This window comes from Mycobacterium sp. Panama NTM2, from assembly GCF_054355555.1.
Genome location: NZ_CM135953.1, coordinates 2,148,219 through 2,166,471 on the forward strand (window position 1 = coordinate 2,148,219; position 18,253 = coordinate 2,166,471).

Consider the following 18,253-nt stretch of genomic DNA (forward strand, 5'->3'; position numbering starts at 1 on the left):
GAACCGCCTTGAACAATTCTTGGACGACGCTTGGTGGTCGACCTAGTCGAGGTAGTCGCGCAGAACCTGCGAGCGGCTGGGGTGGCGCAACTTGCTCATAGTCTTGCTCTCGATCTGCCTGATGCGCTCACGGGTGACCCCGTACACCTGGCCGATCTCGTCCAGCGTGCGCGGCTGACCGTCGGTGAGTCCGAAGCGCAACCGCACCACCCCGGCTTCACGCTCGGAGAGCGTCTCCAGCACGGACTGCAGCTGGTCCTGCAGCAGCGTGAACGACACCGCGTCCACGGCCACGACGGCCTCGCTGTCCTCGATGAAGTCGCCGAGCTGGCTGTCGCCCTCGTCGCCGATGGTCTGATCAAGGGAAATGGGCTCTCGCGCGTACTGCTGGATCTCCAGCACCTTCTCCGGCGTGATGTCCATTTCCTTGGCGAGTTCCTCGGGCGTGGGCTCGCGACCCAGGTCCTGCAGCAGCTCGCGCTGGATGCGGCCGAGCTTGTTGATGACCTCGACCATGTGCACGGGGATGCGGATGGTGCGCGCCTGGTCGGCCATCGCACGGGTGATCGCCTGCCGGATCCACCAGGTGGCGTAGGTGGAGAACTTGTAACCCTTGGTGTAGTCGAACTTCTCGACCGCGCGGATCAGACCCAGGTTTCCCTCCTGGATCAGATCGAGGAACGCCATGCCGCGACCGGTGTAGCGCTTGGCCAGTGACACCACCAGACGCAGGTTGGCCTCGAGCAGGTGGTTCTTCGCGCGGTCGCCGTCGCGGCAGATCCACATCATGTCGCGGCGCTGGGCGGCAGGCAGCTTCTCGCCCTTCTCGGCGAATTCTGCCATGAGCTGCGTGGCGTACAGGCCGGCCTCGATGCGCTTGGCCAGCTCGACCTCTTCCTCGGCGTTGAGCAGCGCGACCTTGCCGATCTGCTTGAGATAGGCACGGACCGAGTCGGCCGAGGCGGTGAGTTCGGCGTCCTTGCGGGCCTGGCGCAGCGCCTCGGATTCCTCTTCGTCCCAGACGAAGTCGCCCGAGGCCTTGTCCTTTTCCGAGGGCTCGGCGATGTCGTCGTCGGCGCCGTCCTTGCCGGCTGCGGCGGCCTTGCCCGACGCTGCCGGGGTCTCGGTCGCATCGTCGGCGGCGGGCTCGTCGGCCTCGTCGTCGCTGTCGTCGTCGCCGTCGCTGTCGTCGTCGCTGTCGACCTCGATGTCGTCGAGTTCGAGATCACCGTCCTCGACGTCGATGTCCTCGCCGGGCTCTGCCTCGAGCTCGTCGTTGGCGTCCAGCTCGTCACCGGTCAGCTCGGTGTCGACGGCTCCCGGCGCGGCCGCCTTCTTGGCGCGGCCGCGTCCCGCGGGGGCGTCGGCGGACTTGGCCGTGCGCTTGGCGGCCTTCGCGGGAGCGCTCTTGGCCGCTCGCTTCGCGGGCGCCTTCTTCGCGGGAGTCTTGGCTGCGGTGTGCTTCACCGGCTCATCGGTTGCCGGGCTTGCCTTTGTCGCTGCCACGTACACCCTTCCAATCGTGCGGGTTTCGGCGCGCACGCATGCGCCGCCGAAAAGTGTCGGTTATCTCGAATGTCGGCGACGATCTCTAGTGAGGATGCTCCGCCGCTCTCGGTGTAGGCGGCCGCCGTCGACCATTGTAACGACAGTGTGGGTGCGTACCGTCCCGAGCGGCAAATTTGACGGCCGCGGCGCGTCGGTTACTTGTGAGTAGCCGTGACGTCGAGCTCGGAGGCCATCGCGGCGCCCACGATGCCCGCACTGTTCTGCAACGCTGCTGCGACGACCGGGGTGCGGTTCTCCAGCAGCGGAATCCATTTGTCGGCCTTGCGGCTGATGCCGCCGCCTGCGATGAACAAGTCCGGCCAGATCGCGTTCTCGATGGCCACCAGCACCTTGGTGACCTCCTTGGTCCAGCGCTCGTAGCTCCAGTCCTTGCGCTCCTTGACCGAGCTGGCGGCGCGGTGCTCGGCCTCCTTGCCCTCGACCTCGATGTGCCCGAACTCGGTGTTCGGCAGCAGCGCACCGTTGTGGATCACCGCTGAACCGATACCGGTGCCGAACGTCAGCAGCACGATGACGCCGCTGTGCCCGCGGCCGGCCCCGAATTTCTCCTCGGCGAGACCGGCGGCGTCGGCGTCGTTGAGCACGGTCACCTGCTGGCCGCCCAGCGCCCCGCTGATGACCTCGCGTGCGTTGGCACCGATCCACGACTTGTCGACGTTGGCCGCCGTCCGCACGATCCCCTCGGACACGACGCCGGGGTATGTGACGCCCAGCGGGCCGTCCCAGCCGAAGTGCTTCACCACCTCCGCGATCGTGGCGGCGACGGCGTCCGGGGTGGCCGGCTGAGGGGTGAGCAGCTTGTAGCGGTCGCCGATCAGCGTGCCGGTCTCGAGGTTGACGATGCCGCCCTTGACGCCGCTACCGCCGACGTCGATGCCGAAACCGCGGCGCGCAGACCCATTCTGGGAAGCGGTGGCAGGTGAGTCGGTGGCAGTCATGCAGGCTCCTCTGCGCAGGTGGGCGGCCCCGGTCGTGCCCACCCTATCGGCTGGCCGTTCGCGCTGGGCGGCAGTCCGCCATCCCGGGCCGCCCCAGCGGGCGTCGGTGTGCTGCGATGGTCGATGTGAGCGAGATCGACACCGAGCCACTGGCCGTCGCAGCAGTCGCCCAGCAGTTGGCCGCCGAGGCGGCCGCATTCGTCAGGCGACGCCGCGCCGAGGTGTTCGACCGAGCGAGTCAGGCCGACGCCGATGCCGCGATCCGGTCCAAGAGCACGCCGACCGACCCGGTCACCGTCGTCGACACCGAGACCGAGCGCCTGCTGCGGGAGCGGCTGGCGCAACTGCGCCCGGGGGAGCCGATCCTCGGCGAGGAGGAGGGCGGACCCGACAGCGGGCAGGACGAGCGGCTCACGTGGGTGCTCGACCCGATCGACGGCACGGTGAACTTCGTCTACGGCATCGAGGCGTTCGCGGTGTCGATCGGTGTGCAATGCAGCGGCGTGTCGGTTGCCGGCGCGGTCGCCGACGTCGCGCACGGAGCCGTCTACGCCGCCGCGATCGGGCACGGGGCCTGGGTGGTTCGGGACGGGCAGACGACCCGGCTGCAGTGCAGCAGCGCGTCGTCGTTGTCGATGGCACTCGTCGGCACCGGCTTCTCCTATCAGCCCGACGACCGCCGGCGCCAGGGCGCGGTGGTGGCCCGATTGCTGCCCGAGATTCGCGATCTGCGGCGGATCGGGTCCTGCGCCCTGGATCTGTGCATGGTGGCCGCGGGCCGGCTCGACGCGTACTTCGAAGACGGCGTGCACGTGTGGGATTGGGCAGCCGGTGGGTTGATCGCGGCGGAGGCGGGTGCGGTGGTACGGGCACCCGAGGCCGCGGGGGCGGGCCTGATGGTGGCGGCCGCACCCGGGGTGGCCGCCGACCTCGACGACGCGCTACGGCGCTGCGGGGTGGACCTCGACGCGGACCGTTGAGCTCAACAGGTCTGCGTGTGGATCTTGGTCAGCAGTGACGAGTCGGCCGGTGCGGTGGCGTCGGGCAGCAGGCTGGCCAACACCGCGTCGATGTCGTCACTGTGCGCAAGCTCGGTGAAATCGGTGCCGATCGCGAGATCGACGGTGTCGTCCTGGCGCTGGTCCTGGAACAACTCGGTGCACGGCGCCACCAGCCAGAGCGATGCCGCGGCGGCACGGCCGGCGGGGCCGAAGCGGATCTGCCCCTGGCACTGCAGACGGCCGTTGGCGTAGACGGGATCGTTGGCGGCTTCGGGCTCGTTGAACCCCAGGTCACGCAGCGCACCGGCCACTTCGGCCGCCTGGCCGCCCTGCCCGCTGGCATTGAGCACCCTGATCCGCGTGTCGGCGAGCTTGGCGGGGGTGACATCGGTCATCGCCGAGCGCGACACCTGCTCCCCGAGCGTGGGGGTTGGCGCGTTGGGATCGGCCGGGGCCGGGGGAGGGTTGCACGTCGCGACCTCTTGCACGTCCGGCGGTTGGGACAGCGCGATCACCCAGACCAGCATCGCGGCCACCGCCAGGGCGGCGAACATCAGGGCTCCCGGCAGGAAGTTCCGCCGCCGGAACGGGCGCCCGTGCTTGTCGAACGCGGTGCCCTCGGTGATTTGCGCGACCACGGCACAGACTCTAGAGCCCTTTCGAGCGAGCCTCCGACCGGCACTGACAGCACAACCCTCCCTGATGTGATGCAAATCACATTAGATCAGGGCTCATTCCGGGCACGAATCATTTGGTGGAAGCGTTCGACGCTGGTACAAAACCAACGCTGCAACGAGCTTCACGGAGGGGACAGGCCATGGCTACCGATTACGACGCCCCACGGCGCACAGAGACCGATGACGTTTCCGAGGATTCCCTCGAGGAACTGAAGGCACGCCGCAACGAAGCTCAGTCTGCTGTCGTCGACGTCGACGAATCCGAGACCGCCGAATCGTTCGAACTGCCCGGCGCGGATCTGTCCGGCGAGGAACTCTCGGTACGGGTGATACCGAAACAAGCCGACGAATTCACGTGTTCGAGCTGCTTCCTGGTGCATCACCGCAGTCGGCTGGCCAGTGAGAAGAACGGCATGATGATCTGCTCGGACTGCGCGGCTTAGAGCCTCAGGAGTTCAGCGCGGCGAGCACCCGATCGGGACGCCGGGCACTGATCAGCCAGTACGGCGTCGGGTCTTCCGGGTCCTCCAGCACGAGCAGCACCAGCGGTCCCACCCATGCGCGGTGGACGACGTAGGCGGCCGGGTCGAGCTGTCGGCCGAGCGCCGCCGACTTCGCTGATTTGGGCACGGTCGCCGAGCGGGTGATCACCGTGGCGGGAAGGTGGGCGCGTCCCACCCACAGCTCGGCGGTTCCCGTGCCCGGGTCGACCACCGACACCTCCACCCGGCCCAGCCACAGCAGGGCAACGGCGGCGACAGGGAGTAGCAGCGCATACGGCAACCACACCGGCAGCGCCGGAACGCCCTGGTTGATCTCGAGGCCGATCAGTGCGGCCAGTCCCAGTCCCGGCAGCCACCACCACCACGGCACCCAGAGCCGTTCGCGGTAACGAACGCTGCGGGCGGTGGTGTGCGTGTCGGACACGCGGCCAAGAGTAATCTCTGACGCCGTGCCCACCTCCCTGCCGGTCGTTCGCCTCGATCCGGAACTCCCGATGCCCGCACGGGCCCATGACGGAGACGCTGGGGTGGACCTGTTCAGTGCGGCCGACGTCGAACTGGGGCCCGGTCAGCGAGCGCTGGTCGGCACCGGCATCGCCGTCGCGATTCCGCACGGCATGGTCGGCTTGATCCACCCGCGATCGGGACTGGCTGCGCGCGTTGGCCTTTCGATCGTCAACAGCCCGGGAACGATCGACGCCGGGTATCGCGGTGAGATCAAGGTGTCGTTGATCAACCTGGACCCGCAGACGCCTGTCGTCGTGCACCGGGGTGATCGCATCGCCCAGCTGCTGGTCCAGCGGGTGGAGTTGCCGGAGCTGGTGGAAGTCACCTCCTTCGACGAAGCGGGGCTGGCCGACACGACCCGCGGCTCGGGTGGGCACGGATCTTCCGGCGGGCATGCCAGTCTGTGACGATGGCCTCCAGAGACGAACCGACAGACCCTGAGGTGGTAGCAGTGGAAGCCGACGAGGAACTCGAAGGCCCGTTCGACATCGACGATTTCGACGACCCGGAGCAGGCGACCATCGCACGGCTGGACCTTGGCTCGGTGCTGGTCCCGATGCCCGAGGCGGGTCAGGTGCAGGTCGAGATCAACGAGGCCGGGGTGCCCAGCGCGGTCTGGGTGGTGACGCCGCACGGCCGCTTCACCATCGCTGCCTACGCCGCGCCGAAATCGACCGGCCTGTGGCGCGAAGTGGCCTCCGAGCTGGCCGAGTCGCTGCGCAAGGACGTGCCCAAGGTGAGCATCGAGGACGGCCCGTGGGGCCGCGAAGTGGTCGGCTCGGGCGGTCCCGCCGTCGTCCGCTTCATCGGCGTCGACGGCTACCGCTGGATGATCCGCTGCGTGGTCAACGGTCCGGAGGAGAGCATCCGCGCGTTGGCCGAGCAGGCGCGCGAGGCGCTCGCCGACACGGTGGTCCGCCGCGGTGACACGCCGTTGCCGGTGCGGACGCCGCTGCCGGTGGCCTTGCCCGAGCAGATGGCCGAGCAGCTGCGCGCCGCCACCGAGCAGGCAGCTGCCGCGCAGCAGCAGCAGGCGCCGGCGCCACCTCAGGAACAGCAGCCCGAGCCGCCGCAGCCGCCCGCCGACCCAGCGGCGCGGCGTGCCGCCCAGGGATCGGCGATGCAACAACTGCGCACCATCACCGGCGGCTGACTAGCGCTGCGCCGCCGCCAACGCAGCCACAGACGCCGTACCCAGCACCGACGGGTCGGCGCCGATGTCGGCCAACGTCACCGTGCGCAGTGCTGCCCGTGGCGCGGCCGCGACCCATTCAAGTCCCACCTCGAGCGGATGGACCGCGTCGTCGGTGGCCGACACCACCCCCATCGGCGCGGCGAGCCCCTCGAACTCGCCGACGGTTGGCGCGACGTAGCGGGAGGCGATGTCCATCGCGTCCGGCAGGGCCGGCCACTGGCCGGCCCACGACCGGGTCAGCTCCTGCGCCAGCCACGCCGGGCTCGACTGCTGCATCGTCATGGTCGTCGCGGCGAGGCCGTCGCGGCGCAGCAGCGCGGCCGACGACCGGGCCGCCTGGGCGGCGGGCGCCGTGTCCGGCTCACCCGTCCACGCCGGCAGTGCGGCCAACACTGCGAGCACGCTCTGCGGATGTGACAGTGCCCACGCCGCTGCGACGGCGGCGCCGATCGACACCCCGCCCACCGCGATCGGCCCACCCGCCGCGCGGGCGGCGTCGTCGAGGGCGTGGAGATATCCGTCGATGAGCCGGTGCGGCTGCGGGGCCGGGGTCACCACCACCGCCCCGACCTGGTGTAATGCCGGGGAAAACGCCCGGTCGACGAAGTCGTCGTCGGAGCCGGTGCCGGGTAGCAGCACGGTCGTGACACCGCGCAGATCGACCGTCATGTTTCGATCGTGCCTGGTCGTGGAACCAGCTTTCCGCACGACCCGCCGCGGCGTTCGCATCTGGGAACCAACAGGTCTACCGTGGCGTTCGGTTGGAGTACGCACAGCAAGACGTGTTATGAGGTCAGGAGAAGCCATGGCCACGGCCGAGGGTTACCTGCGACGGCTCACTCGTCGGTTGACCGAAGACCCCGAGCAGCTCGACGTCGAGGAACTCAGCGACGACGTGGAGAGCACCGGGGCGCAGAAGGCGATCGACTGCCAGCGCGGTCAAGAGGTGACCATGATCGGGACGCTGCGCAGCGTCGAGTGCAACGGCAAGGGATGCGCGGGCGGGGTGAAGGCCGAACTGTTCGACGGAACCGATTCGGTGGTGCTCGTCTGGCTGGGTCAGCGCCGCATCCCCGGTATCGAGCAGGGCCGCACCCTGAAGGTGCACGGGCGCGTCGGCAAGCTCGACAACGGCGCCAAGGCGATCTACAACCCCCTCTACGAGATCCAGAAGTGAGCGCACCCGGCGACGAACCGGGCAGCGAGGCCACACCAGCGACCACACCGGCACGCGGCGCTGCCGTGCTGGAACAGATGGGCGGCATCAGCGGCCTGATCTACTCCTCGCTGCCGGTCCTGGTCTTCGTTCCGGTGTCCACCGCGTTCGGCCTGCTGCCCGCGATCGGGGCGGCGCTCGGCGTCGCGACACTGATCCTGATCTGGCGGTTGCTCCGCCGCGAATCCGTACAGCCGGCGATCTCCGGCTTCTTCGGCGTCGGCATCAGCGCGTTGATCGCCTACATCGTCGGCGCCTCCAAGGGTTATTTTCTGCTGGGCATCTGGACATCGCTGCTCTGGGCGGTGGTGTTCGCGGTGTCCGTGCTGATCCGCCGGCCCGTCGTCGGGTACATCTGGGGCTGGGTGCAGGCCCAGGATCGCGGCTGGCGTGACGTGCGGCGCGCCGTGTACGCCTTCGACATCGCCACGCTCGTCTGGGTCGCGGTGTTCGCCTCGCGGTTCCTGGTGCAGCAGCACCTCTACGAAGAGGACCAGACCGGCTGGCTGGGCGTGGCTCGCATCGCGATGGGCTGGCCGCTTACCGCAGTGGCCGCGCTGATCACCTACGGCGCCATCCGCGCAGCCCGACGGGAAGTGCGGGCGAAGGCCGGTGCCGACAGCGACGACAGCGACGACACGGTGGCCGAGCCGCGCTGATCGCGCTCAGCGCTGCGCAGGGCGCAGCAGCAGCTCGCGCAGTTGGTCCTCGACCTCGGCCACAGCCACGAACAGCAGCTCGTCGCCGCCTTCGAGGGGCTCGTCGCGTTCGGGCACGATCACCCGCGGCCCGCGCAGGATCGTCACCAGCGTGGCGTCGCGCGGCAACTCGAGGCGCTTGACCGGCTTGCCGCCCCACGGCGTGTCGTCGGGCAGCGTGATCTCCACCAGATTGGCCTGGCCCTTGCGGAACTCCATCAGCCGCACCAGATCACCGACCGAGACGGCCTCCTCCACCAGCGAGGCCAGCATGCGCGGCGTGGATACCGCCACGTCGACACCCCAGGACTCGTCGAACAGCCACTCGTTGCGCGGATCGTTGACCCGGGCGACCACCCGGGGCACCGCGAACTCGGTCTTCGACAACAGGCTCAACACCACGTTGGCCTTGTCGTCGCCCGTCGCCGCGATCACGACGTCGAACTCCTCGAGCTTCACCGACTCCAGCAGGCTCAGCTCGCACGCGTCGCCGAGGCGCCAGTGCGCCGCCGGAATGGCCTCCACGTCGATGTGGTCGGAATCGCGCTCGAGCAGCGTGACGTCGTGAGCTGCCACCAACTCCCGGGCGATCGACCGCCCGACCGCACCCGCTCCGGCAATCGCTACTTTCATTGGTCCGCTTCCTCGCTCGGCGGCAGCGCCGCGATCGCCAACGCTTCGGCGACGTGACCCGAGATCGCGGCGAGGTACACCTGGTCGCCCGCCTGGATCACGGTCTTGGGATCGGGCAGCAAGCCCGCGCCGAAGCGGATGATGAACGCGGCTCGGCCCGACGTCGCTGCTTCCAGGTCCGTGAGACGACGCCCCGCCCAGCCCTCGTGCAGCGCCAGTTCGGTGACGCCGACGTTGCCGCTGGGATCGCGCCATTTCGTGGTCTCGGTCTCGCGGGTCAGCACGTTGAGCAGGCGGTCGGTGGTCCACGGCACCGTCGCGACCGTCGGAATCCCCAGGCGCTCGTAGACCGCGGCGCGCTTGGCGTCGTAGATGCGCGCCACCACCCGCTGAACGCCGAACGTCTCGCGGGCGACACGCGCGGAGATGATGTTGGAATTGTCACCCGAGGACACCGCTGCGAACGCCGCCGCGTTCTCGATGCCCGCCCGGATCAGCACGTCGCGGTCGAAACCCATGCCGAGCACGCGTTGGCCGGGGAACGAGGGGGACAGGCGGTGAAAGGCCGTGCCATCACGGTCGATGACGGAGACGTCGTGACCGATCCTGGCCAGACTGTCGGCCAGCGACGCGCCGACGCGGCCGCATCCCATCACCACTACACGCACTGCGAGTCCTTTCCGGCGGGGCCGAACGTGGCGTCTGGCAGAGCTGTCACCACCCGGGCACTGAGGAACGCTACCGCTTTGGGACGCCCCACGACCGACGGGCTTTAGTCTTGGGACTCGTGTCCAAGCTTTCGACGGCCGCCCGACGGCTGGTACTGGGCCGGCCGTTCCGCAGCGACAAGCTCGCGCATACCCTGCTGCCGAAACGGATCGCGCTCCCGGTCTTCGCCTCTGACGCGCTGTCCTCGGTGGCCTACGCCCCGGAAGAGATCTTCCTGGTGCTGTCGGTCGCCGGCCTGTCGGCGTATTCGATGGCGCCCTGGATCGGGCTGGTGGTCGCCGCGGTCATGCTGATCGTGATCGCGAGTTATCGCCAGAACGTGCACGCATACCCGTCCGGCGGCGGCGACTACGAGGTGGTGACCACCAACCTCGGCCCGACGGCGGGGCTGACCGTAGCCAGCGCGCTGCTGGTCGACTACGTGCTGACCGTGGCCGTGTCGATGTCGTCGGCGATGTCGAACATCGGGTCGGCGATACCGTTCGTCGATCACCACAAGGTGTGGTTCGCGGTCGCCGCGATCCTGGTGCTGGCGTCTCTGAACCTGCGCGGTATCCGCGAGTCGGGCACCGCGTTCGCGATACCCACCTACGCGTTCATGGTGGGCATGTTCGTGATGCTGGGCTGGGGCTTCTTTCAGATCTACGTGCTGGGTCACGAGCTGCGCGCCGAGTCGGCGGGTTTCGAGATGCATTCCGAGCACGGCGACGTCCTGGGGTTCGCGCTGGTGTTCCTGATCGCCCGTGCGTTCTCGTCCGGCAGCGCGGCGCTGACCGGTGTCGAGGCGATCAGCAACGGCGTGCCGGCCTTCCGGAAACCGAAGTCCCGCAATGCGGCGACGACGCTTCTGCTGCTCGGCGGCATCGCCATCACGCTGTTCATGGGCATGATCATGCTGGCGCGCGCCACGGGCGCGCAGATCGCCGAGAGACCGCTGGAGCAACTGGGCGGAGCTCCGCCGGACTACCAGCAGAAGACGCTGATCGCCCAACTGGCCGCGGCGGTGTTCCACGATTTCCCGGTCGGGCTCTACCTCATCGCGGGGGTGACCGCGCTCATCCTGGTGCTCGCCGCGAACACCGCGTTCAACGGCTTCCCGGTGCTGGGCTCCATCTTGGCGCAGGACCGCTTCCTGCCCCGGCAGCTGCACACCCGCGGTGACCGGCTGGCGTTCTCCAACGGCATCCTGTTCCTGGCCTTCGGCGCCATCGCGTTCATCGTCGCGTTCCAGGCACAGGTGACCGCGCTGATCCAGCTCTACATCGTCGGGGTGTTCGTGTCGTTCACCCTGAGCCAGATCGGCATGGTGCGGCACTGGACCCGGCTGCTGCGTACCGAGACCGACAATGCGGCGCGGGCGCGGATGATGCGGTCGCGGGTCATCAACACCATCGGTTTCCTGTGCACCGGAACGGTGCTGATCATCGTCGTGCTCACCAAGTTCCTGGTGGGTGCGTGGATCGCGATCCTCGCGATGGGTGCGCTGTTCTTCATCATGAAGCTCATCCACCGCCACTACGCGTCGGTGAGCCGCGAACTCGAGGCTCGCGCGGCCGAGATGGAAGACATCGTGCTGCCCAGCCGCAACCACGCCTTCGTGCTGGTGTCCAACGTGCATCTGCCCACCCTGCGCGCGCTGGCCTATGCCCGCGCCACCCGCCCCGACGTTCTGGAGGCGATCACGGTCAGCGTCGACGACGCGGAGACCCGCGAGCTGGTGCACAAGTGGGAGTCCAGCGACATCAGCGTGCCGCTCAAGGTCATCGCCTCGCCGTATCGCGAGATCACCCGCCCCGTGCTCGAGTACGTCAAGCGGGTCAGCCGCGAATCGCCCCGCACGGTGGTGACGGTGTTCATCCCCGAGTACGTGGTCGGGCACTGGTGGGAGCAGGTGCTGCACAACCAGAGTGCTTTGCGGCTCAAGGGCAGACTGCTGTTCGAGCCCAATGTCATGGTGACGTCGGTGCCGTGGCAGCTGTCGTCCTCGGAGCGGCTGAAGAAATTGGCGCCGCAGTCGGCGCCGGGCGACGCGCGCAAGGGGTTCCTCGATTGACCGGTGCGGTGCCGGAGGAACTGGTCCTGACCACGGGCCGCCCGGCCAACGGCGGCAGCGTCGTCGCCCGGCACGACGGCCGCGTGGTGTTCGTGCGCTACGCCCTGCCCGGGGAGACCGTACGGGCCCGCGTCGTCGGTGCCGGTTCGACGCGGGAGAAGTACTGGAACGCCGAAGCGGTCGAAGTGATCGAGCCGTCGCCGGATCGCGTGGAGTCCTGGTGCCCGATCGCCGGTGTGGGCGGATCGGGATGCTGTGATCTGGCGTTCGCCGAGCCCGCGGCGGCGCGTCGGGTCAAGGGTGCCGTGGTCGCCAATCAGCTTGCGCGGCTGGGCAATCACCATTGGCGGGCCGAGGACGAGGCAACGGCGGAAGCGGTCGGTGAGGCCGGCCACACCGGTTGGCGCACGCGGGTGCGTCTCGACGTGTCGACCGACGGACGCGCCGGCTTCCACCGCTACCACAGCGCCGATCTGGTGCACCGACTCGACTGTGCCCAGGTGCCCGAGGGTCTGCTGTCCGGCGTGGCGGAGCAGCGGTGGCCGCCGGACGCCGCGGTTCACGTGGCCGTCGACGACGACGGGCGCCGCCACGTCGTGGTGTCGGCCAGGGGCCGGAAGACCGAGGTGCGTGAAGGTGACTACGAGGGCGTGCAGCGGGTCTCCGGGCGCACGTGGCGGGTGCCGGTGACGGCGTTCTGGCAGGCGCATCGGGACGCCCCCGCGCTCTACAGCTCCCTGGTGTCGCAGTGGGCGCAGCTCTCGCCGGGTATGACCGCGTGGGATCTCTACGGGGGAGCGGGTGTGTTCGCCGCGGCGTTGGCGGCCGCCATGGGAGACACCGGACGGGTGCTCACCGTCGACACCTCGCGCGGGGCCGCCCGCGCTGCCCGGGCTGCTCTGAAAGACCTCAGCTCAGTCGACGTCGTCACCGATTCGGTGCGCCGCGCGCTGGCCGCGCAGACGACCCGCGCCGACGTCGCTGTGCTCGACCCGCCGCGCACCGGGGCGGGCCGCGACGTGATCGCCGCTCTGTCGGCCGCCGAGGTGCCACGGGTCGTGCACATCGGTTGCGAGGCAGCGTCTTTCGCGCGCGACATCGGCTTGTACCGCGAGAACGGATATCAGGTCGAGGATCTTCGGGTGTTCGATTCGTTCCCGTTGACCCACCACGTGGAATGCGTGGCGGTGCTCACCCGATGACGAAGTAGCGCACCCAGAGGTAGACGGCGGACACGGCGACCGACATCACCGTCACCGCGATGCCCTTGCGGGTGAACTCCCAGAACGAGATCGGGCGGTCGGCGCGCCGCGCGATGCCCAGCATCACGACGTTGGCGCTCGCTCCGACCGCCGTCATGTTGCCGCCGAGGTCGGCGCCGAGGGCCAGCGCCCACCACAGTGCCTCGGAGTGGGTGGGGTCGGACAGTTCGGCGGCCAGTTCGCTGACGATCGGCGTCATGGTCGCCACGTACGGAATGTTGTCGATGATGCCCGACACCGGTGCTGACACCCCGAGCACAAGCATGACCGCTGTCAGCGGGTCACCGCCTGTCGCCTCGACGGCAGACTCGGCGAGCTCGGCGACGACACCGGTTTTGACCAGCGCCCCCACCATCACGAAGAGGCCCGCGAAGAACAGCAGGGTCTCCCACTCCACGCTGTGCAGGTAGTCGGACCTGTCCAACCGCGAGATGACGATCAGAATGCCGGCGCCCAGCAGCGCGACGATCGACGGCTCGATGTGCAACACGGGGTGCGCGATGAACGCCGTGAAGACGAGGACGAGCACCACCCCGGCCTTGACCAGCAGCCGCGGATCCTGGATCGCTTCGCGTTCCTGAAGTGACATCACATCGGCGACCCGCTCGGATCGCACCTCGAAGGAGCCGCGGAACAACCAGGGGAGCATGGCGATGAACAGCCCGAGGATCACCACGACGATGGGCAGCATGCCCACGAGGAAGTCGTTGAACGTGAGCCCCGAGCGGCTCGCGATGATGATGTTGGGCGGATCGCCGACCAGCGTGGCGGCGCCGCCGATGTTGGAGGCGAAGACCTCGGCCATCAGGAAAGGCACCGGGTTGATGGCGAGCCGGTCACACACCAGCAGCGTCACCGGGGCGATCAGGAGAACGGTGGTGACGTTGTCGAGCAGCGCCGACGCCGCGGCGGTGACCAGGACGAGCAGGATCATGATGCGCAGGGGAGACCCGCCTGCGCGTTTGACGGCCCAGATCGCGACATACTCGAAGACGCCGGTCTGCCGCAGCACGCTGACGATGATCATCATCCCGAACAGCAGGAAGATGACATCCCAGTCGATTCCGGTCTCCCGCGAGAAGAACGCGTCCTCGGAGCCGAGCAGGCCGACGGCGAGGACGATCGCCGCGCCCCCGAGTGCGGCCAGCGTCTTGTTGATGCGGTCGCTGGCGATCAGTGCGTAGGCGACGACGAAGACCGCGATCGCCACGACGGTCATCGCGACGCCTTGTGTCGGGAGGTCAATGTTTCAGGGCCGCTTCCAACAGGCGTGACGCGGTGATGACACCGGTGAGCTCGCCGTCCTTCATCACCGCCACCAGCGGGCTCCTGCACCGCGCCATCTTGGCGGCCACCTCGATGATGGTGTCATCGGCGCGTGCCGCCGGGACGTCGAGCAGGTGGTCCGGCAACACCTCCCGCACCGTCTTGCTGGCGAGCTTGTCGGCGGCGCTGTCGGCCATCGTCTCGTCCAGTACCCCGGCCAGCGACGGATCGTCCTGCACGTACCGCGGGATGATGAACCGCACCACCTGGGAGGCGGGCAGCACGGCGAAGCGCTTCCCCGGACGATCGGTGACGACGATGCCGGGCAATCGGTGCTCGGCGAGCATGCGGGCCGCGTCGAGGGCATTGGAGTCCATGCTCACGACCGGGAATTCCTCGGCGATGTCCTCGGCGTGCATGTCGGAAACGATACGACGAGGGGGGCGGCCCCGTCTCGGCTGGTGTGCCGGTGCGGACCGGTATAGATTGGGCGCAGGTGCGCCGGGAAGACGGGTCGGCAAGTGTGTTCGACGACCCGTGAAAGGTTTCCCCTTGTCTGCCATCGCATTTCTGCCAATTGTGTTTCCTCCTCTGTCGAAACCGTTGTCGCGCAACGGTGTTGCGCGCCGTTTCGGGCCGGGGCCCGCGTCGTGACCGAACCCGGCGCCACGGCGCCCGCCAAGCGGAGGCTGCTCAGTCGAGGGTCATGGGTCGAGGCGCAACGATTCGCCGAGATCCTGCGTCGGGAGACCGTCGGCGGTGTCTTGCTGCTGTTCGCCGCGGGACTGGCGCTCGGCTGGGCGAATTCACCGTGGTCCGCGTCGTATCACGCGCTGTCGGAACACCTGATCGGCCCGGAGTCACTGCATCTTCAGCTCAGTGTGGCCAGCTGGGCCGCCGATGGATTGCTCGCGATCTTCTTCTTCGTGGTCGGGGTCGAGCTCAAGCGTGAGTTCGTCGCCGGTGACCTCCGTGACCCGGCCCGCGCCGCTCTGCCCATCGCCGCGGCCATCGGGGGGATGCTCGTACCGGCGGGCATCTTCGTCGCGGTCAATCTCGCAGCCGGTCGCCCCGAGAATCTCGGCGGCTGGGCGGTTCCGATCGCGACCGACATCGCCTTCGCCCTCGCCGTGCTCGCAGTTCTGTCGACCCACTTGCCGACGGCGCTGCGTACGTTCCTCCTGACCCTCGCCGTCGTCGACGATCTTCTGGCCATCACCGTGATCGCGGTGTTCTACACCGACCATCTCGCCCTGGGGCCCCTTGGTCTGGCGGTGCTCCCGGCAGGTCTGTTCGTGCTGGCAGTGCAGCGCGGATGGCGGCACTGGTGGCTCTTGGTGCCGCTTGCGGTGCTCACGTGGGCGCTGGTGCACGCCAGCGGCGTGCACGCCACGGTCGCCGGGGTCGTGCTCGGGTTCGCTGTACCCGTGCTGGGCCGGCACGCGTCGGCCGACCACTTCGAACACGTCCTGCGCCCGGTCTCGGCCGGTGTGGCCGTGCCGGTGTTCGCGTTCTTCGCCGCAGGAGTCACCGTCGGCGGCTGGTCGGGACTGGGCGATTCGCTGCTGCATCCGGTGACTCTCGGCGTGATGGCCGGTCTGGTGATCGGCAAGCCCCTCGGCGTGTGGCTGACGGCCTATTTGCTGGCCAGGTTCACCCACGCGAGTCTGGACGACGACCTCGAGTGGCGCGACGTGCTCGGTGTGTCACTGCTGGCCGGTATCGGCTTCACCGTCTCGCTGCTCATCGGTGAGCTGGCGTTCGATTACGGATCGATGACCAGTGCCGACGTGAAGATCGGGGTGCTGTGCGGCTCGGTCGTCGCCGGCGTGTTCGCCGCAGTGGTCCTGCTCAGCCGCAACGCCGCCTACCGGCGGATTCATCTCGCGGAGACGGTCGACCGCGACGCCGACGGCGTTCCCGACATCTACGAGACGCAGCCCTCTCGAGACGACTGATCCGGTTACCGGTGCGTAGACTGGCCGAATGCTTGAACAGATCCGCGGTCCCGCTGATCTGCAGCACCTGTCGCAGGCACAGGTGGATGCGTTGGCCGGGGAAATCCGCCACTTCCTGATCCACAAGGTCGCGGCAACCGGCGGTCACCTGGGACCTAACCTCGGTGTCGTCGAGCTGACATTGGCGCTGCATCGCGTCTTCGACTCGCCGCACGACCCGATCCTGTTCGACACCGGGCATCAGGCCTACGTGCACAAGATGCTCACGGGCCGCAGCCAGGACTTCGAGACGCTGCGCAAGAAGGACGGCCTGTCGGGCTATCCGTCGCGCGAGGAGAGCGTGCACGACTGGGTCGAGTCCAGCCACGCCAGCTCGGCGCTGTCCTACGCCGACGGCCTGGCCAAGGCCTTCGAGCTCAGCGGGCACCGCAACCGCCACGTCGTCGCCGTCGTCGGTGACGGCGCCCTGACCGGCGGCATGTGCTGGGAGGCGATGAACAACATCGCGGCCTCCAAGCGCCCGGTCGTGATCGTCGTCAACGACAACGGCCGCAGCTACGCCCCGACCATCGGTGGCTTCGCCGAGCATCTGGCACGTCTGCGCCTGCAGCCCGGGTACGAGCGCGTGCTCGAAGAGGGCCGCAAGGCCGTGCGGGGCGTGCCGATGATCGGCGAGTTCTGCTACCAGTGCATGCACAGCATCAAGGCCGGCATCAAAGACGCGCTGTCCCCGCAGGTCATGTTCACCGACTTGGGACTCAAGTACGTCGGCCCCATCGACGGTCACGACGAACACGCCGTGGAAAGCGCGCTGCGGCATGCCCGTGCGTTCAACGCGCCGGTGGTCGTGCACGTCGTCACCCGCAAGGGCATGGGGTATGCGCCCGCGGAGAACGACGAAGACGACCAGATGCACGCATGCGGCGTGATCGACCCCGAGACCGGCTTGGCGACCACGATCCCCGGCCCCGGGTGGACGTCGGCGTTCTCCGAGTCGCTGATCTCGCTGGCCGCCAAGCGGCGCGACGTCGTCGCGATCACCGCCGCGATGCCGGGCCCGACCGGGCTCAGCGCGTTCCGGCTGCGCTATCCCGACCGGTTCTTCGACGTCGGCATCGCCGAGCAGCACGCGATCACCTCGGCTGCGGGGTTGGCGATGGGCGGCATGCATCCTGTTGTCGCGGTGTACTCCACGTTCCTGAACCGGGCATTCGACCAGGTGATGATGGACGTCGCGCTGCACAAGCTGCCGGTGACCATCGTGTTGGACCGCGCCGGAGTCACCGGTCCCGACGGGGCCAGCCACAACGGCATGTGGGACCTGTCGATCCTCGGCGTCGTCCCCGGCATGCGGGTGGCGGCGCCCCGCGACGGCGCCCGGCTGCGGGAAGAGCTGGCCGAGGCCCTCGACGTCAACGACGGCCCCACCGCCATTCGGTTCCCGAAAGGCGATGTGGGACAAGACATCACGGCACTCGAACGGCGCGACGGGGTGGACATCCTGGCGGTTCCCGCCGACGGCCTTTCCGATGACGTCCTGGTGATCGCCGTCGGACCGTTCGCGACGATGGCGTTGGCGGTGGCCGAGCGGCTGCGCAATCAGGGCATCGGCGTCACCGTCGTCGATCCCCGGTGGGTGCTGCCGGTGCCCGAGGTGCTCGCCACGCTTGCCGCGCAGCACAAGCTCGTGGTCACGCTCGAGGACAACGGGGTGCACGGCGGCGTGGGGTCGGCGGTCTCGACGGCGTTGCGCCGCGCGGAGATCGACGTGCCGTGCCGCGATGCCGCGCTGCCGCAGGAGTTCTTCGCGCACGCCTCCCGCGGCGAGGTGCTCGCCCAGGTCGGACTGACCGAACGCAACCTCGCGCGGCAGATCACCGGCTGGGTCGCCGCTCTCGGCGCCGGCGTGGCCGAGAAGGAAGTCAGCCAGCACCTCGACTGACGTACCCCGGTGCTGCGGTTGCGTTGAGGGATTGCCCGTAGAACGCGATGCGCACCAGCATGGTTGACGCTCGACGCAGGGGATCGCATAGTGTATCCAATATCGT

19 protein-coding genes are annotated in these 18,253 nt (G+C 68.6%); 10 read left to right on the forward strand and 9 right to left on the reverse strand.

Annotation, left to right across the window (positions count from 1 at the left end):
* Nucleotides 1-42: 42 nt before the first annotated feature.
* Together ACXYX3_RS10250 and ppgK are read right to left on the reverse strand one after the other, a co-directional pair.
* Nucleotides 43-1,506: an RNA polymerase sigma factor gene (locus tag ACXYX3_RS10250; RefSeq protein WP_458611609.1), complete on the reverse strand. Its 1,464-nt coding sequence runs from the start codon at nucleotides 1,504-1,506 to the stop codon at nucleotides 43-45.
* Between the two features lie 197 nt (nucleotides 1,507-1,703).
* Nucleotides 1,704-2,507, reverse strand: a complete 804-nt coding sequence (gene ppgK, locus ACXYX3_RS10255) for a polyphosphate--glucose phosphotransferase (protein ID WP_458611610.1) — start codon at nucleotides 2,505-2,507, stop codon at nucleotides 1,704-1,706.
* A gap of 116 nt (nucleotides 2,508-2,623) precedes the next feature.
* Between ppgK and ACXYX3_RS10260 the strand changes: the two genes are divergently transcribed.
* A complete protein-coding gene (locus tag ACXYX3_RS10260) occupies nucleotides 2,624-3,487 on the forward strand; it encodes an inositol monophosphatase family protein (protein ID WP_458611611.1) in 864 nt (287 codons plus the stop codon).
* 2 nt (nucleotides 3,488-3,489) lie between these two features.
* Here ACXYX3_RS10260 and cei read toward each other — a convergent pair whose 3' ends face one another.
* The gene (cei, locus tag ACXYX3_RS10265) at nucleotides 3,490-4,146 is read right to left on the reverse strand and encodes an envelope integrity protein Cei (RefSeq protein WP_241207842.1); all 657 of its coding nucleotides are present in this window, start codon (nucleotides 4,144-4,146) and stop codon (nucleotides 3,490-3,492) included.
* Between the two features lie 179 nt (nucleotides 4,147-4,325).
* Here cei and ACXYX3_RS10270 point away from each other — a divergent pair, with 179 nt between their 5' ends.
* A complete protein-coding gene (locus ACXYX3_RS10270; protein WP_043408120.1) occupies nucleotides 4,326-4,628 on the forward strand; it encodes a DUF4193 domain-containing protein in 303 nt (100 codons plus the stop codon).
* A 4-nt stretch (nucleotides 4,629-4,632) separates the two neighbouring features.
* Here the strand turns inward: ACXYX3_RS10270 and ACXYX3_RS10275 are convergent, their stop codons facing one another.
* The gene (locus tag ACXYX3_RS10275) at nucleotides 4,633-5,112 is read right to left on the reverse strand and encodes a DUF3093 domain-containing protein (RefSeq protein ID WP_241207843.1); all 480 of its coding nucleotides are present in this window, start codon (nucleotides 5,110-5,112) and stop codon (nucleotides 4,633-4,635) included.
* Between the two features lie 25 nt (nucleotides 5,113-5,137).
* On the opposite strand from ACXYX3_RS10275, the gene dut reads away from it, so the two are divergent.
* Nucleotides 5,138-5,602, forward strand: coding sequence for a dUTP diphosphatase (gene dut, locus ACXYX3_RS10280; RefSeq protein WP_458611612.1), 465 nt, complete (start codon nucleotides 5,138-5,140; stop codon nucleotides 5,600-5,602).
* A gap of 2 nt (nucleotides 5,603-5,604) precedes the next feature.
* Entirely contained in the window at nucleotides 5,605-6,348 is a 744-nt protein-coding gene (locus tag ACXYX3_RS10285; protein WP_241207845.1) for a DUF3710 domain-containing protein, read from the forward strand.
* On the opposite strand, the gene ACXYX3_RS10290 is transcribed toward ACXYX3_RS10285, so the two are convergent.
* A complete protein-coding gene (locus ACXYX3_RS10290; RefSeq protein ID WP_458611613.1) occupies nucleotides 6,349-7,059 on the reverse strand; it encodes an alpha/beta hydrolase in 711 nt (236 codons plus the stop codon).
* A gap of 136 nt (nucleotides 7,060-7,195) precedes the next feature.
* Between ACXYX3_RS10290 and ACXYX3_RS10295 the strand changes: the two genes are divergently transcribed.
* Nucleotides 7,196-7,567, forward strand: coding sequence for an OB-fold nucleic acid binding domain-containing protein (locus tag ACXYX3_RS10295; RefSeq protein WP_221359722.1), 372 nt, complete (start codon nucleotides 7,196-7,198; stop codon nucleotides 7,565-7,567).
* Entirely contained in the window at nucleotides 7,564-8,265 is a 702-nt protein-coding gene (locus tag ACXYX3_RS10300; protein WP_458611614.1) for a DUF3159 domain-containing protein, read from the forward strand. Before ACXYX3_RS10295 ends, ACXYX3_RS10300 begins: the two co-directional genes overlap by 4 nt.
* Nucleotides 8,266-8,271: 6 nt before the next feature.
* On the opposite strand, the gene ACXYX3_RS10305 is transcribed toward ACXYX3_RS10300, so the two are convergent.
* Both ACXYX3_RS10305 and ACXYX3_RS10310 read right to left on the reverse strand, forming a co-directional pair.
* A complete protein-coding gene (locus tag ACXYX3_RS10305; protein ID WP_458611615.1) occupies nucleotides 8,272-8,937 on the reverse strand; it encodes a potassium channel family protein in 666 nt (221 codons plus the stop codon).
* Nucleotides 8,934-9,605, reverse strand: coding sequence for a potassium channel family protein (locus ACXYX3_RS10310; protein ID WP_241207850.1), 672 nt, complete (start codon nucleotides 9,603-9,605; stop codon nucleotides 8,934-8,936). Before ACXYX3_RS10310 ends, ACXYX3_RS10305 begins: the two co-directional genes overlap by 4 nt.
* A 119-nt stretch (nucleotides 9,606-9,724) precedes the next feature.
* On the opposite strand from ACXYX3_RS10310, the gene ACXYX3_RS10315 reads away from it, so the two are divergent.
* Both ACXYX3_RS10315 and ACXYX3_RS10320 read left to right on the forward strand, forming a co-directional pair.
* Entirely contained in the window at nucleotides 9,725-11,719 is a 1,995-nt protein-coding gene (locus ACXYX3_RS10315; RefSeq protein WP_458611616.1) for an APC family permease, read from the forward strand.
* The gene (locus tag ACXYX3_RS10320) at nucleotides 11,716-12,921 is read left to right on the forward strand and encodes a class I SAM-dependent RNA methyltransferase (RefSeq protein ID WP_458611617.1); all 1,206 of its coding nucleotides are present in this window, start codon (nucleotides 11,716-11,718) and stop codon (nucleotides 12,919-12,921) included. Before ACXYX3_RS10315 ends, ACXYX3_RS10320 begins: the two co-directional genes overlap by 4 nt.
* Here ACXYX3_RS10320 and ACXYX3_RS10325 read toward each other — a convergent pair.
* Entirely contained in the window at nucleotides 12,911-14,200 is a 1,290-nt protein-coding gene (locus ACXYX3_RS10325; RefSeq protein WP_241207853.1) for an ArsB/NhaD family transporter, read from the reverse strand. The two genes, ACXYX3_RS10320 and ACXYX3_RS10325, sit on opposite strands and share 11 nt — an antisense overlap.
* Before the next feature lie 22 nt (nucleotides 14,201-14,222).
* Nucleotides 14,223-14,666: a CBS domain-containing protein gene (locus ACXYX3_RS10330; RefSeq protein ID WP_241207854.1), complete on the reverse strand. Its 444-nt coding sequence runs from the start codon at nucleotides 14,664-14,666 to the stop codon at nucleotides 14,223-14,225.
* 231 nt (nucleotides 14,667-14,897) lie between these two features.
* Between ACXYX3_RS10330 and nhaA the strand changes: the two genes are divergently transcribed.
* Nucleotides 14,898-16,205 (forward strand): Na+/H+ antiporter NhaA, encoded by a 1,308-nt coding sequence (gene nhaA, locus ACXYX3_RS10335; protein WP_458611618.1) that lies wholly within the window; start codon nucleotides 14,898-14,900, stop codon nucleotides 16,203-16,205.
* Between the two features lie 28 nt (nucleotides 16,206-16,233).
* Complete coding sequence (gene dxs / locus ACXYX3_RS10340) at nucleotides 16,234-18,147, forward strand: 1-deoxy-D-xylulose-5-phosphate synthase (RefSeq protein WP_458611619.1); 1,914 nt, start codon at nucleotides 16,234-16,236, stop codon at nucleotides 18,145-18,147.
* The last annotated feature ends 106 nt before the right edge of the window (nucleotides 18,148-18,253 follow it).

What these genes read in the sequence shown, in the direction of transcription:
- ACXYX3_RS10260 (WP_458611611.1), top strand. Translation starts at nt 2,624, where the DNA reads ATGGTCGATGTGAGCGAGATCGACACCGAGCCACTGGCCGTCGCAGCA.
- ACXYX3_RS10290 (WP_458611613.1), bottom strand. Translation starts at nt 7,059, where the DNA reads ATGACGGTCGATCTGCGCGGTGTCACGACCGTGCTGCTACCCGGCACC.
- ppgK (WP_458611610.1), bottom strand. Translation starts at nt 2,507, where the DNA reads ATGACTGCCACCGACTCACCTGCCACCGCTTCCCAGAATGGGTCTGCG.
- ACXYX3_RS10305 (WP_458611615.1), bottom strand. Translation starts at nt 8,937, where the DNA reads ATGAAAGTAGCGATTGCCGGAGCGGGTGCGGTCGGGCGGTCGATCGCC.
- ACXYX3_RS10325 (WP_241207853.1), bottom strand. Translation starts at nt 14,200, where the DNA reads ATGACCGTCGTGGCGATCGCGGTCTTCGTCGTCGCCTACGCACTGATC.
- ACXYX3_RS10270 (WP_043408120.1), top strand. Translation starts at nt 4,326, where the DNA reads ATGGCTACCGATTACGACGCCCCACGGCGCACAGAGACCGATGACGTT.
- dxs (WP_458611619.1), top strand. Translation starts at nt 16,234, where the DNA reads ATGCTTGAACAGATCCGCGGTCCCGCTGATCTGCAGCACCTGTCGCAG.
- ACXYX3_RS10285 (WP_241207845.1), top strand. Translation starts at nt 5,605, where the DNA reads ATGGCCTCCAGAGACGAACCGACAGACCCTGAGGTGGTAGCAGTGGAA.
- ACXYX3_RS10330 (WP_241207854.1), bottom strand. Translation starts at nt 14,666, where the DNA reads ATGCACGCCGAGGACATCGCCGAGGAATTCCCGGTCGTGAGCATGGAC.
- ACXYX3_RS10295 (WP_221359722.1), top strand. Translation starts at nt 7,196, where the DNA reads ATGGCCACGGCCGAGGGTTACCTGCGACGGCTCACTCGTCGGTTGACC.